General features: G+C 41.3%; 12 protein-coding genes and 3 tRNA genes. 1 reads left to right on the top strand and 14 read right to left on the bottom strand.

The window, feature by feature from the left end; genetic code table 11:
* Positions 1-97: 97 nt before the first annotated feature.
* The 10 genes from JI65_RS15545 to JI65_RS15500 form a co-directional block, all read right to left on the bottom strand.
* Positions 98-1,711 (bottom strand): SpoIIE family protein phosphatase, encoded by a 1,614-nt coding sequence (locus JI65_RS15545; RefSeq protein ID WP_191018079.1) that lies wholly within the window; start codon positions 1,709-1,711, stop codon positions 98-100.
* Positions 1,674-2,123 (bottom strand): hypothetical protein, encoded by a 450-nt coding sequence (locus JI65_RS15540; protein ID WP_191018078.1) that lies wholly within the window; start codon positions 2,121-2,123, stop codon positions 1,674-1,676. Before JI65_RS15540 ends, JI65_RS15545 begins: the two co-directional genes overlap by 38 nt.
* 431 nt (positions 2,124-2,554) lie before the next feature.
* On the bottom strand, positions 2,555-4,471 hold the full coding sequence (locus JI65_RS15535; RefSeq protein WP_191018077.1) for a ribonuclease catalytic domain-containing protein: 1,917 nt from the start codon (positions 4,469-4,471) through the stop codon (positions 2,555-2,557).
* Between the two features lie 94 nt (positions 4,472-4,565).
* Complete coding sequence (locus JI65_RS15530) at positions 4,566-5,684, bottom strand: ABC transporter ATP-binding protein (protein WP_191018076.1); 1,119 nt, start codon at positions 5,682-5,684, stop codon at positions 4,566-4,568.
* A gap of 142 nt (positions 5,685-5,826) precedes the next feature.
* Positions 5,827-6,843 (bottom strand): acyltransferase family protein, encoded by a 1,017-nt coding sequence (locus JI65_RS15525; protein ID WP_191018075.1) that lies wholly within the window; start codon positions 6,841-6,843, stop codon positions 5,827-5,829.
* An 11-nt stretch (positions 6,844-6,854) separates the two neighbouring features.
* Positions 6,855-7,130 (bottom strand): hypothetical protein, encoded by a 276-nt coding sequence (locus JI65_RS15520; RefSeq protein WP_191018074.1) that lies wholly within the window; start codon positions 7,128-7,130, stop codon positions 6,855-6,857.
* A 260-nt stretch (positions 7,131-7,390) separates the two neighbouring features.
* Positions 7,391-7,939 carry an acyltransferase family protein gene (locus JI65_RS15515; protein WP_191018073.1) on the bottom strand — a complete coding sequence of 183 codons (549 nt, stop codon included), beginning with the start codon at positions 7,937-7,939 and terminating at the stop codon, positions 7,391-7,393.
* Positions 7,936-8,169: a hypothetical protein gene (locus JI65_RS15510; protein ID WP_191018072.1), complete on the bottom strand. Its 234-nt coding sequence runs from the start codon at positions 8,167-8,169 to the stop codon at positions 7,936-7,938. The genes JI65_RS15515 and JI65_RS15510 overlap by 4 nt, the downstream gene beginning before the upstream one ends.
* 2 nt (positions 8,170-8,171) lie before the next feature.
* A complete protein-coding gene (locus JI65_RS15505) occupies positions 8,172-8,663 on the bottom strand; it encodes a hypothetical protein (RefSeq protein WP_191018071.1) in 492 nt (163 codons plus the stop codon).
* 303 nt (positions 8,664-8,966) lie between these two features.
* Complete coding sequence (locus JI65_RS15500; protein WP_191018070.1) at positions 8,967-10,115, bottom strand: DUF6492 family protein; 1,149 nt, start codon at positions 10,113-10,115, stop codon at positions 8,967-8,969.
* A gap of 404 nt (positions 10,116-10,519) precedes the next feature.
* Between JI65_RS15500 and JI65_RS15495 the strand changes: the two genes are divergently transcribed.
* Entirely contained in the window at positions 10,520-10,813 is a 294-nt protein-coding gene (locus JI65_RS15495; protein WP_191018069.1) for a hypothetical protein, read from the top strand.
* A 33-nt stretch (positions 10,814-10,846) separates the two neighbouring features.
* On the opposite strand, the gene JI65_RS15490 is transcribed toward JI65_RS15495, so the two are convergent.
* From JI65_RS15490 to JI65_RS15475, 4 genes are all read right to left on the bottom strand, one after another.
* Positions 10,847-10,928, bottom strand: a tRNA-Leu gene (locus JI65_RS15490).
* A gap of 80 nt (positions 10,929-11,008) precedes the next feature.
* On the bottom strand, positions 11,009-13,066 hold the full coding sequence (gene fusA / locus JI65_RS15485) for an elongation factor G (RefSeq protein WP_191018068.1): 2,058 nt from the start codon (positions 13,064-13,066) through the stop codon (positions 11,009-11,011).
* A 129-nt stretch (positions 13,067-13,195) separates the two neighbouring features.
* Positions 13,196-13,268: transfer RNA gene (locus tag JI65_RS15480), tRNA-Lys, on the bottom strand.
* Positions 13,269-13,308: 40 nt separating this feature from the next.
* Positions 13,309-13,381, bottom strand: a tRNA-Lys gene (locus JI65_RS15475).
* Positions 13,382-13,415: the final 34 nt, after the last annotated feature.

Raw genomic sequence — 13,415 nt, 5'->3', positions numbered from 1 at the left:
GTCAACTTTTTTATAATTCGGAAGCCCGGCTCAAAAAAAAATCCGTGTCCTATCGGTGTTTATCTGTGTTTATCTGTGTCAGAAAATTACCGCCCTGTCACTCACCTTCCAGCTCAAGTTCTTCAATGTAATCAAAAGAATTAGTTCGCTTCATTACGATAATCGTAAGATCATCGTCGCGGGGATTTTCGCCCATAAAATCGCGAAGCCCGGTTTTTAAAGACTCCAAAATAGTCTGCGCATCTGACGCATGGGTTCGCGAAAGGATTTCCATTACCTGCTCCTTGCCGAATTCCTCGCGATTTTTATTCATTGACTCCAAAAGACCATCGGTAAAGAAAAGAAGCACGTCATCTTTCTGCATTTCAAACGAAATTTGCGGAAAAGACACATCGATTGCTTGCAAACCGATTGCGCCGTACTGCGCCTGATTTTCATCATGTATAATCTCAGTGCAACAATGCTCATCCGCGGAATACAAAATCGGATTCGGATGCCCGGCATTTGAAAGTTCCAACTTGCACGCATCACAGCTATCAAAAGCACTCACCTTCATCAAAATCCCGGTAAGATAATTTTCTACATCACCTTTCGCAGCAATAATCTCGCTGTTAATTTTGTAAAGCGCATCCGACATCAAATAATTCTTTTTAATGGCCTTGTGAAATTCATGGAAAATCACGGTCTTTGAAAGCATCGTAATCAAACTCGCGGCAATTCCGTGTCCCGAAACATCAAAAAGACACACGCCGTTAAGTTTTTCGGCATCAGAATAAACGTCGTACAAATCTCCAGAAACTTTTGCCACAGGACTGTAGCACACAGCCAAATCCCAGCCACGGAAAGATTTTTTAGGAGTCGGAAAGAATTTTTGCTGAACGATGGAAGCCATCTCAAGATCAACATTCGCACGATACATTTCAGCTTCAAGTTTTTCGTTCGACTCCGAAAGGTCACGGGTTTTTCTTGCAACCTCGCTTTCAAGCTCATTGTTCAAAAATTCAGCACGCATACGCGCTTTGTTGTACCGAACAGCAAGCACGATTAAAAATCCGACAATCGAAAACTGCCAGCCCAAAATCGCAAAATACGGATAGTTCGTGTTCTCCCAAAAAAGCCGCACAATGCAATCCAAGATGACTGAAATAAAAAATGGCGTAAAACCCGCAAGCAAAATAAAAGCCTGCTTTCGGCTTCGCGTATTTTTGTCGCCAAAAATAAGGATTTTTACGAGCGAGACAATCGCAGAACTCAAATGCACCGCCGAAAGAACGAGCATCAGCGGAGTCAGCTTCATCAGCGCGGTATAATCCTTCGCCGCATAAGTAATGCACGTGCAAACAAAAAGCATAACGCAACGCAGAAAAATCATTTTTGGAGGTTCTTTTACCGAAAGAAAATGTTTTACAAACGAAGTTACAAAAAAAATGATAATGTAAAAACTTCCGCACAAAAATACTTTCACGAACCAATCGTACGGAATCTTGAAAAACCACGGAGTTTCAGGTCCAATAAAAATAAAAAGAAATGGCACAGTAAAAAGATTCAGCAACGCAAAGGAAATATTCGCCTTTTCGTCCTTGTGCCAAAGGTGCATCAAAAAATAGAGAATGAATGCCGCAAAAAGTCCGCCCTCAAAAATCAGATAAATTTTTGAATGGATAAAATTCATGTCATAAGAAATCAGCTTGATTTTTTTTAGGCTCGCCAATATAAATCAAATCCGAAATAGAACTTTTTCCGAGAGTGCAAACTTTTATATAAATCACATTTTTTCCGCTCGAATTCAGCGCATTTTCCGGGAAAGAATAATAATGCGACTCAAAAAGCGCACTTCGCCCATTCGGAGGAAATTCCCCGTAAGAATCGATAAAAGTCTTGTTCAGCCAAAGCTTATCGGCAAAAGTCAGCGAAGAAATAACCATGGCAAGACTTCTAAAACGCAAATACGAAGGAACGGTAAATTCCGCCCTCAGCCAAACATAATGCTCGCCGTCACCAACAATTTTTTTTATGTTTTGCGTTCCCGAAGTATCAAATTTCTTAAAATCATCGTAATGCATTGCCGCAGAGTAAATTGAGTCGTTCTTCGAACATTCTAGCCAATAAAAAGAATCTCTCAAATCAATGATTTTTTTGTCCGTTTCCGAGCGGTTCGAACAAGAAAACAAAAAAATCGGAAAAACAAACGCAATGATTCTGCAAAAAAATCTACCCCAAAAACGCATAGGCAAGAATTATAGCACAATTTTGAATTTTGAAAATGCGGTGGTTGAGTAGCGAAGCGTATCGAAACCACAACAGCGGGAAAGTGGCTTGAACCAATTATTCAGTTTTGTCTTGCAAAACTGAGAGGAACGGCGAGGCTGATTGTCACGGAGCGAAAAATCACTCTGCCGTTCCACGGACACAGATGAACAGTGATGGGACACAGATAGATTGAAGACAGTTCGGTGGTTGAGTAGCGAAGCGTATCGAAACCACAAATCGTTATTTTAACGAAAGGTGGTTTCTACAAAATTTTCAGTGTTTATCTGCGTCGGACTTAAAAGCTTTACTTGCAGACGGTAAAAATGCACTCAAGATTCGGCAAATCTATTTTTCCGACTTTCACGGTGATTTTTTCGTTCAGTTCAACATCGCCCTGACCTGAAATCGCAGTCTCCATTCCGAGCGACGGAATAAAGAAAATCGACTGCTTGGCCTGCTTGTCAAGGCAAATCGCCTCTCCAGTCCACTCAGGATTCTGCAAAAGATAAACCAGAGTCCAGTGCATTCGGCTGTTTCTTTCTGCCTTTTTTGCCGCCTGTGCCGCAGCATCGCCCTCGCTCATGCGCATAAGCATATCATCTTTGTTTATAAGCTCTCGGCCGTCCAAAAAAGCCCTGAGCTGCTCGTGACTGATTAAATCCCCATAACGGCGGAGCGGAGAAGTTACCTGACTGTACATGCCTATTCCAAGCCCCGCATGGCTCGACGGAGTTACGTTCACGCTTCGCTTTCTCATACACTTTCGGAGTCTGAACTGTCCCGCAAGCCCATCAGGAATATCCTTCGGAATCTCTGGAGCTTCCTGACTGATGAACGGAAACGGAAGACCGTTTTTGAACGCGAACTTTGCAGCCCCCTCGCCTGCCAAAAGCATGGCCTCGCGAACCACGGCAGAACTTTCAGGTGATGACATTTGCGTAATCTCAACTTTTTTTGTCTCGCCGTCAACAGAAATATGCACTTCCGGAAAGCTGATATTCACTGCCCCAGACTTGCACCGACGCTCAAAATTTCGCTTTGCAATGTCAAAAAGTGGCTTTAACTCCGGCGAATCCTTTAACTCATCGGCCTTTTCGTAAGTCAAACGTTTTACGTCAACAATCGTCTTTAAAACATCGCAGTCAACAATCTCGCAATTTTCGTTCAGCTTGATTTTAAAGCTCAAAGCTCTGCTGATTTCTTTTAAGCCCAGCGCATATTCCTCAAGGCAATCCTCACTGAGCATTCGAGCGGCCCCTTCCGGAATGTAAAGCGTCGCACCACGCCCGCGGGCAATCTTGTCAATCGCAGAATCCGGCAAAACCGTACTCGCAGGGTCGGCAATGTGCACCCAAAGATATTCACCGTCCCACGCAATCGCATCATCAGGGTCAGTTGACCACGCGTTATCAATCGCATAAGAAACGCCAGGAACCGTAAACCGCTCCTCTTCCGGCGGAGAATCAAGTCCTTCCGACGCACTCTTCATGCTCAAGCCCCAACGGAGCGGATAAGGATTTCGCGTTATCGACCAAATTCCAGTATCAATAAGAAGCTTATGGGCGCGCTCAGGAGTTTCCTTAAATCCCGCGTCGCGCAAAGTCTTGCTCTTGTCCGTAGAACCCAACGCAAGTGCCTCAACGTCCTGCATCATTTTTGCATCTTCTGGCAAAAGCTTATTTTTTTTGAGTCTGTCTATAAATTCCGCACGAATTTCTTCGGCGTGCTCTTTTTCGTAAGATTTTTTCTTAAGTTCCTCAATTTCTTCCAGTGAACGTGGCAAAAATTTAATTTTTCCGTCCGCAGACACTTCCTTAAATTCAAAAGAATTTTTGAGAGCCGCGTAGATTCCCCAAGATTCATCCGGCAAAAGCTCCCCACGCAAAAGACTTGCCAATTCCTCGAACGAAACCTCGGCTTTCGCAGTCTCATCATCGCTCAATAACAATTCATGTATTTCTTTTATCTGATTCTGAACTTCTGAGTTTTCTTTTAAAGCCTCATCGCCAAAATTCAACAGATTATCAATATTTGAGGCTTTTTTATCGCACAAAAGCACGACATCTTTTTCGCGCACTTTTTGCTCTGAATAAACGGCTTTTTTTCCCGAAGCGGTGGCTCGTGAAGCACACCAGGAAACAACAAATTTTTCTTTATCAATAATTTCTTTTACGATTGCAGGTACATTTTTATAAAGAACAACAATATTTTTATCAAACATATATTTTTATCGGTATGTTAAAAGTTTTACACAATGATTTTAAAACAAAAACGGAGGCATGATTGCCCCCGTTTTTTATTAGGTTAGCCTATACTTACCATTTTTTCTCGATGTTAGGTTCACAGATGTTGATTTCTGTCTCCTTATCGAAGAATTTAGCACGTGTCATATCTGGAGTAAAGTTTACAGACTCACCGAGCTGGAGAACTACATCAGGAGCAACCTTTGCAACGATGTTTGAATCCTTTACCTGAAGGAATACGTGTGTCTCTGCACCGAGAGGCTCTTTGTTAGTAACTTTGAGCTGCATGTTGTTCTCGGCAGCAGGAGCTGTCTGATAGTGAATGTCCTCTGGACGGATTCCGAAGTAAACTTCTTTTCCAACATAAGCTTTGAGGTATTTAGCCTGCTCTTCAGTTGGAACCAAAGTGAACGAACCTTCGTCAGCAACGAGTTTTCCGTTTTTCTCAGCAATCTTCAAAGTGAAGAAGTTCATTGGAGGAGTTCCGATGAATCCTGCAACGAATTTGTTGATTGGGTGGTTGTACAAGTACAATGGCTCACCAATCTGCTGGATTCGTTTTTCAGACATAACTACGATTTTTGTACCCATAGTCATAGCCTCAACCTGGTCGTGAGTAACGTAAATCATTGTAGCCTGAAGTCTGTGGTGAAGGTCAGAAATCTCTGCGCGCATCTGAACGCGGAGTTTAGCGTCAAGGTTAGAAAGTGGCTCATCGAACAAGAATACTTTTGGAGTTCGAACGATAGCACGACCTACAGCAACACGCTGTCTCTGTCCACCAGAGAGAGCCTTTGGCTTACGGTCAAGATATGTAGTAAGGTCGAGCATTTCTGCTGCCTGGTTAACACGGCGTTTAATCTCTTCTTTGTCCATTTTGCGGATTTTAAGACCGAATGCCATGTTGTCGAATACTGTCATGTGTGGGTAAAGAGCGTAGTTCTGGAATACCATGGCGATGTTACGATCCTTTGGCGGAACGTCGTTCATCAATTCACCATCGATAAGAAGCTCACCGGCAGTGATGTCTTCCAAACCAGCAATCATACGAAGAGTTGTAGATTTACCACAACCAGAAGGTCCTACGAATACACAGAACTCTTTGTCTTCGATTGTAACATTTGACTTCTCTACAGCGAGAACGTCACCGTCATAGATTTTTGTAACGCCTTTAAGCTCTACTTTTGCCATTTTTTCCTCCTAATGGCATGAAAATCATTTTTGATTTTCAAGGGATTATGTTTATGTAAAATATTCTAACAGATGTTTGCAGGAAAATGCAACGAATTTATTTTTTAATCAAAAGATATTTATTTGAAGAAAACAGATGTTCTCAATTGCACGAAATGAATCGGAAAAAACGAACAATCTTCCTGCAAAGAAAATCGAATACGGTCCCAAGCAAAAATGAAGCAATCACAATCAAAAAAAATCCCAGAAACTGATTCATTTTTCTGATACAATCAAATTTTGCGACGAACATTATAAGATACAAGTGCGTCAAGTAAACAGCATAAGTCACTTTTCCGAGGTGAGCAAAACACCTTCTGTCAAAAAGCCTAAAAATCACCTGTTCATTGAGAGAAATCACCAACAGAATCATGGGCACAAAAAGGTAGACAAGAAAATATTTCATCGTAAACCACTTTGGAAAAAGAGTTACAAAACACACGATAAAAAACAACTCAGTTAAAATGGCAAGAAGTTTTCGAAAGCCAAAGCGCAGATTCTGCAATTTTGATTCCAAGAAAACCGAACCATAAAACACTTCAACTCCAACGATTAACCCGCATACAGACCTGAGCATTCCCATCGATAAAAAATCTTTCAGCATGAGCCACAAGTTATAATGATTGTACATGAATGAAAACAACACAAAAAATGCCAGCGGGAAAATCACTAGAACCGAAGTTTTCCGCTTCCACACAAGCAAAGCACTTACTAAGAGTCCGCCCCAAAAAAGCGCAGAAACGTACCACATAACAGGAAAGCCAGGAATTCCGTTTATGTCACCAATAAAATAAATTGAAAACCAACGTAAAATACTTATTTTATGGGCAAAAATTATATCTTTAAGTTGCACGAGCAGACAAACTATAAAAGCCAGCGGAAACAAACGTTTTATTCGTCCAAGATGATAATTCAAAAACACTTCCGCAGGATTTTCGAAACGTCGTGAAAACAAATGCTTTGCCATAAAAAAGCCTGAGATCATAAAAAATCCTTCAACACCAACATGCGCAATTGCAATTCCACTGTTAAAAACAAGTCCAGAAGCGTGCGTAACGATAACAGAAACTGTAAAAAGAACACGCAAAAAATCAAAAATATAATTACGTTTTTCAGTCATTTTTATTTCCTCTATTTTTCCCTTTTTCCGCCGTTAAGAATTACAAAACAAGACGGAAAAATTTTTCGGAAAATCAGTGCAGCTAAAACACTAAATCCAATATCAATAATGCAGGCAAGAAGAAACTGAATTAAAGACGGCATTCCGACTTTTAAAGTGATTTTTTTTACACATTCAGAAAGAACTGGCGAATGCAAAGCGTAAATGAAAAATGTAATTGGGGCGAATTTTTTGGCATAAGCAAAAAGTTTTTCATTCTCGCAAATCAATTTTGAAACTTTAAGCAAGGAAACAACTCCGCTGACAACAACTAAAAAAAATGAAAGCGATTCCTTAAAATTATTGCCACAACTATATTCCTTATCCCAAAAAAACAGGCAAAATCCCACAATAAAGGCAAGTAACGAATCCCGAAAGCGGATTTTATCACTAAATTCAAAAAAATCGATTTTATAGACAGCAAAAAACATCCCCAGCAGAAAATAAAATACAGAATCAACAAGAAACACTGGAAAGCGAATGTTCATAAAATACGACAGAGCTATCACTAAAAATAGAAAACAAAGGGATTTTTTTTGTCAAAAAAAAGCAAAACCGGCGAAAGCAAAAAAAGAAGCATCAAGTCACGCAAAAACCAAAAAGAGCCGACAAACGGAAAATGAATGATTCCATTGTAGCCGACAAATCTCAAAAAATAATCCCGGAAAGTCCATTCATGCAAATCCATGCAAGGATTGACGAATCCTGTGATAATAGAGAATTTTTTGAGAGCAATCCAAGCCCCAAAATAGAAAACTGTCCAAATCGAATACGGCACAAATATTGAATAAAATCTTTTTCTTAATTTTGTAAAATAAGTATCTTCGGACATAGCAAAAAGATAGGCCGAAAAGATAAAAAACACAGGAACCGCAAGTTCTCCAAGTCCGTTCGCAAAAAATTCTTTTATGAATGTAGTAGCTTTTGACTCATCAAACGGCAACTCTGCCATAAACAGTCCGTTTACAAGAGCATTGTGCTTTATCATCACAAAAAGCATAAGCAAAAAACGGAGCGATGTAATTCGCTTTGATGTATTTTCAGAAATCTCCGTCATTTTTCTGCACCTTTAACAGAAATCTTTAAAACGTCCGTCATTTTTACATCCAGCCGCGCAGAAAATTCAGAAAGCTGCTCAAATTGCTCAGTAAGTTTTTCCACATAATTTTCCAAATCCAAGATTTTTCTATCACATTCAGCAATTTTTTCATCACGGTGAGAAATTGCGACATCGAATTTTCTTCTTGAAACAGGAATCAAATGTTTTATAAAATTTTTTATATTCATAATCAGTCACCAAAATCTATTTTTTTCATAATCCGCAAAAGTTTATGGGCAAAATCAACGTTCAGTTTTCTGCATTCAGACAAATAACTTTCATGGATTTTTGAGGCAGCAACAGCATCATCAAGATTTCCATCAAAAATTACAGATTGAATTTTCAAATTCTTAAATTTTGATGAAAAAGGCTTGTACAAAACAGTTTTCTTTTTCATCAGCGTGGCCCAGTAAAGCGAATGATAAGAATTTGTTACGATAACCTCCGAAGAGGCAATAAAACGCATGATTGACATTGGAGAATGGGCATTCGAGATTTTGGGAAGGTCAAAATCCAAAATCGGAAAATCAAGATGCTCGATTATTCCAATTCGTCTCTCAGCAGGAAGCGAAATGTCCAGCAACGGATTCATGCACGAAACACACGGAAGATATTCTTCGCCAGAAATTCCAAAATCCCGCACCGTCAAATAAAAAAATACTCTCGTATTTGATTTTTTCATTAACAGTCCGCCCATTATGCGCGTTATGCCCGCAAGCCCACGAAATAACTTTATAAGTGCGATTAAGCACAGCGTTTATTGTCTTCTGAAAATCCTCGCGAACATCAAAAAGCCCGCCTCCGCCCAAAATCACCCAATCGTCGGGTGCAATTTTTTTTAAGTTCAGAGTGCGAATATCGTGGCAAAGACATTCATAGCGCTCACAAAAATCAGAGGCAAAATAGTCATAAGGCGAACAAAGCATCTCCCCAGAATTCTGCCCCTCAAAAATATGAATAAAATGAACTTTAGGCATTTCTCTTCCTAAAACTTGAACGTCAAAAGTCGCCAATACCGCTGAATACGGCACTTCGTAACGTAGAGCGGACGAATCCGCCAAAACAGGCTTCGCTCGCCCCAGTGGAATTTTTGACCGTAAGCGAGCTTTTTTCCGAAGAAAAAGTCAAAATTCGTCTTTGCAATTGTCTTCTCAAAAAAATTCTTGAACTGCTCGTGGTTGATTTTTGGGAATTTCTCAAAGATTTTTCGCCGCTCTTTCTTAAAGAACAACCTAATCGTGTTCGCAAAAGAGATTTTTGTGCGGTGAACGGGATTCTCAATCATCAAAATCATCTCCGGAATCGGCATTCCCCATTCCTCAAAGCTCACGGTGTCAAAATCCTTTGCCGCCCACTCCAGAACCTCGTCAGTCGGATTTTTCCCCAAAAAATCGGTTCCATGACGCAAAGTTCGAAGTTTTCGCTTCGCGTAAAAATTCGGATAAAAATGGTCACAGAACGTTCCGAACGTCTCAAACTCCGAAAAAAAACGCTGGTCTTTTTTTATAAAGTCAGGCTTTAAAAGTTCTGAGGCGCAAAGAATCTTCTGCCAAAAATTTTCGCCTTCAAATTTGTCGTTCGATTCGATTCGGTTAAGCATGTTACGGCAAATTTCCGAGTTAAAAATCATGTGCTCAGAAATAAACGATTCTTTTGTTGATTTTTTGATTGCAAAAAGATTTTCGATTGTACGGAAATATGAATAAAAATATTCACGCTTCAAATTAAAAAACGGCTTTCCAGATTTGTCAAAAAACTCGATTTTGTTTAGAGGAATCGTGTCCGCATCCCATACAAGATAATAGTCATTCTGGCAATTTCTGCACAAGCCAAGTTTTATGAACTGCTGCAAGTACCAGCCTGTATTTTTTGGAGTCCCACCAAGTTTTTCTATGTATTCACGGACAGAATCAAAAGAAAGACCTTCTACTACAGTGTTTTCGTCCAAGAAGTCACAGCCGAGCAAATCTTCGCCCAAAATTTTTGGTGAAGATACAATCACGATGTTTTTAGAATTGATATTCTTTTTTAGATAGGGAATTGATTTTTTAGCACTAGCCCAAGTTTGCCAGTCCAAAATGAGATAGAGGTTGAATTGTAGCCCCACCCTATTCAAAGATATAGTATTTTTCATTTTCGTCCAAATCCTTCTTGCTTATAACGAAAGATTAGCAAAAAAATCTTAAAAGTATATGAATAAAAAACATTTTTTATTCATACAGTGCAAGGTACAGTGTTTGAGCGCAGTCGAAACACAGATGCTGAATCAAAGCGAGCACGATAACGAGCGTGCTAGAGTTCAGCATGCCCGTACTTTTTCCCCAAAACCGTCTGAAAACTCAATTTTCTACTGTCACCCCGAACTTGATTCGGGGGCTAGTACACTACAGATGGTGCAGATGCCGAAATAGATTCGGCATGACGGCACTTTTTAGTCCCCTTCAAAGCGGAGAACCTGACTTTAACAGGTAGCGAGGCGGTTGAAGCGAAACTTCAAAAAAATGCGAAAGCATTTTTAGCCGAGTCTCGGAAAAATCTATGATTTTGACGCAGCTTGCGCCACTTATGTACCGACGTCCAGACATAAAAAAAGGACTTTCATTTCTGAAAGCCTATCATGCGGAGAACCTGACTTTAACAGGTAGCGAGCTGGTTGCCACAGGCAATTCGACTCATGAGATGAGTCGAAAAGCAAGTCTCGACGGAAGCTATGCTGCCGGCGGCGAGGCGGTTGAAGCGAAACTTACAAAAAAATGCGAAAGCATTTTTAGCCGAGTCTCGGAAAAATCTATGATTTTTCCGCAGCTTGCGCCACCACCCACTCAGGCATAAAAAAAGGACTTTCATTTCTGAAAGTCCTTATCATGCGGAGAACCTGACTTGAACAGGCACAGCTTGCGCCACTAGCACCTCAAGCTAGCGTGTCTACCAATTCCACCATCCCCGCGAACGAGTAAATATATTATACACAAAGTGCTTTTTGGTCAATATGTTTTACTCGATTTTTTCATTTTTTTTCACTTTTTTTTAGAAATTATCCAAACCGCCCTGCTTTACCTGGAAGTGACTGAACTCCATGCTAAAGCTAGCACGTCCCTGAGTTACGGAACGCAAGTTCGTACTAAATCCGAACATTTTTGCCATAGGCGCGATGCAGTGAATAATCTCGCCAGAAGATTTAGAGTCCTGCCCCTGAATCATTCCGCCACGCTGAGTCATCTGGCTGATTGCGTCACCAACAAATTCAAGCGGGCAAGAAATATCAACGTTCATAACCGGCTCCAAAATCTGCGGAGCGGCTTTTCTTGCAGCCTCGTCAAAAGCCTGTACCGCACAAGCAGTAAATGCCATCGGAGTTGAAGAAAGCTCGTTGTAGTCAATTTTTGTTACAGTTACGCCCACATCGGCACACGGATATCCGTACTGAATTCCAGATGCAAATGAATTCTCAATTCCAGTCTTAACAGCCTCGTAAATCTCATCAGGAATCTGATTATTGTGAACTTCGCACTGGTAAGTGTTTCCTTCCCCCTGCTGGTTCTGCTTGATTTTAATAGTAAGGGCCGCTGTATTCTCTTTTCCGCCAAGAACCTTGCTCCACTCACAAGTTTCCTCTGCCTCGCCAGTTACGGACTCACGGTAAGTTACCTGAGGAGCGCCAACACGAGCTTTTACGCCAAAATCTTCTTTCATGCGGGTAACGAGAACGTCAAGATGAAGCTCACCCATTCCAGAAATAATGAGCTGACCAGTTTCGGCATCCTCGTGGCTCGTAAACGTCGGGTCTTCGCGGCTCATAACCGCAAGAGTCTCAACGAGCTTGTCCTTATCACTCAAAGACTCTGGCTCAATCGCAACAGAAATAACCGGCTCCGGGAACTTTACGGTTTCAAGAAGAACTGGCATTCCCTCAGAACCAAGCGTGTCACCTGTCTGCGCAAGTTTCAAGCCAACAAATACGGCAATGTCACCAGCAGAAACGCTATCCATCTGCTCCATGTGATTTGCATTAACTCGAAGAATTTTATTGATTCGCTCGCGCTTTTTCTTGGCAACATTCAGAACCTGGCTTCCAGCAGAAAATTTCCCAGAATAAACGCGAACGAAACACAATGCTCCCATTTCACGATCCTGCTGAATTTTGAACACAAGACCGAGAGGCATTTTTTTCTCGTCACAAGGAATCTCAACATCTTCTTCTTTGTCTTTCTTTACGTGAACACCCTTTGCAGGAGGAACGTCGAGCGGAGAAGGAAGATAGTCGATTACAGCGTCAATTAAAGGCTGAACGCCCTGATTCCGTCTTGCAGAGCCAAGCACGAAGGGAACAAACGAACGAGCAATCGTCCCCTTTCGAATAGCCTTTTTAAGCATTTCGTTGGTAATCTCTCCGCCTTCAAGATAAATCTCGCCCAACTCATCGTCGTAAGAAGCAACGTCATCAATGAGTTTTTCGCGCCATTTCTGAGCCTCTTCTTTGTAAGCGTCGCTCACGTCAACTTCGGTAAAAGTCTCACCGTCATCGTCCTGATTCCAGCGGATTTCCTTCATTGTAAGAAGATCAATAAGCCCTTCGAATTTTTCGCCCTGACCAATCGGAATCTGCAAAGCGATTGTAGGCACACTGAATTTCTCGCTGATGTCTTTTAGACAGTAGAAGAAATCCGCACCGATTCGGTCCATTTTGTTTACAAAACAGATTCTCGGAACGCTGAACTCGTCGGCCTGCTTCCACACGGTCTCGGTCTGCGGCTGAACGCCGTCAACGGCACAAATAACCGCAACAGCACCGTCAAGAACACGAAGAGAACGCTCAACTTCCGCCGTAAAATCAACGTGTCCTGGAGTGTCGATTATATTAATCGTGTGATTTTTCCAAGTTGTCGTAATTGCAGCCGAAGCAATTGTGATTCCTCGCTCCTGCTCCTGCTTCATAAAATCCATTGTTGCGGCACCGTCGTCAATCTCGCCGATTTTGTGGATTTTTCCTGTATAATAAAGGATTCGCTCTGTAGTCGTAGTTTTTCCTGCATCAATATGCGCCATGATTCCAATGTTGCGCATTTTTTCCAGATTTATAGCCATTATTTTCTCCTGCAAGAAGCCGTTCAAAACAGGCTTCAAAAAATCTTTCCAGCTCAAAAATAAAAAAAATCAAAAAAAAGGAACTTCACCACATGCCGAATCAACTCGACTTGGTTAAAGTTCCTTTTGTGAGCTACGATGGACTCGAACCATCGACAGCCGCCTTAAAAGGGCGGTGCTCTACCACCTGAGCTAGTAGCCCAATCCGCATTAACAAAGTTCAAACTAAAACCCGAAGGTTCTGAGCTACGATGGACTCGAACCATCGACAGCCGCCTTAAAAGGGCGGTGCTCTACCACCTGAGCTAGTAGCCCGTTTTCACTTTGTAACAGCAATTTTTGAATGAAC

The organism is Treponema zioleckii, assembly GCF_014737315.1.
GTDB lineage: Bacteria > Spirochaetota > Spirochaetia > Treponematales > Treponemataceae > Treponema_D > Treponema_D zioleckii.
The sequence above is the reverse complement of the archived record's forward strand: the minus strand, read 5'-3'. Positions and strand labels throughout refer to the sequence as shown.

Excerpts from the sequence above, each read along its gene's own strand:
- JI65_RS15535 (WP_191018077.1), bottom strand. The coding sequence starts at position 4,471 with ATGTTTGATAAAAATATTGTTGTTCTTTATAAAAATGTACCTGCAATC.
- JI65_RS15530 (WP_191018076.1), bottom strand. The coding sequence starts at position 5,684 with ATGGCAAAAGTAGAGCTTAAAGGCGTTACAAAAATCTATGACGGTGAC.
- JI65_RS15525 (WP_191018075.1), bottom strand. The coding sequence starts at position 6,843 with ATGACTGAAAAACGTAATTATATTTTTGATTTTTTGCGTGTTCTTTTT.
- JI65_RS15515 (WP_191018073.1), bottom strand. The coding sequence starts at position 7,939 with ATGACGGAGATTTCTGAAAATACATCAAAGCGAATTACATCGCTCCGT.
- JI65_RS15510 (WP_191018072.1), bottom strand. The coding sequence starts at position 8,169 with ATGAATATAAAAAATTTTATAAAACATTTGATTCCTGTTTCAAGAAGA.
- JI65_RS15505 (WP_191018071.1), bottom strand. The coding sequence starts at position 8,663 with ATGAAAAAATCAAATACGAGAGTATTTTTTTATTTGACGGTGCGGGAT.
- JI65_RS15500 (WP_191018070.1), bottom strand. The coding sequence starts at position 10,115 with ATGAAAAATACTATATCTTTGAATAGGGTGGGGCTACAATTCAACCTC.
- JI65_RS15495 (WP_191018069.1), top strand. The coding sequence starts at position 10,520 with ATGATTTTGACGCAGCTTGCGCCACTTATGTACCGACGTCCAGACATA.
- fusA (WP_191018068.1), bottom strand. The coding sequence starts at position 13,066 with ATGGCTATAAATCTGGAAAAAATGCGCAACATTGGAATCATGGCGCAT.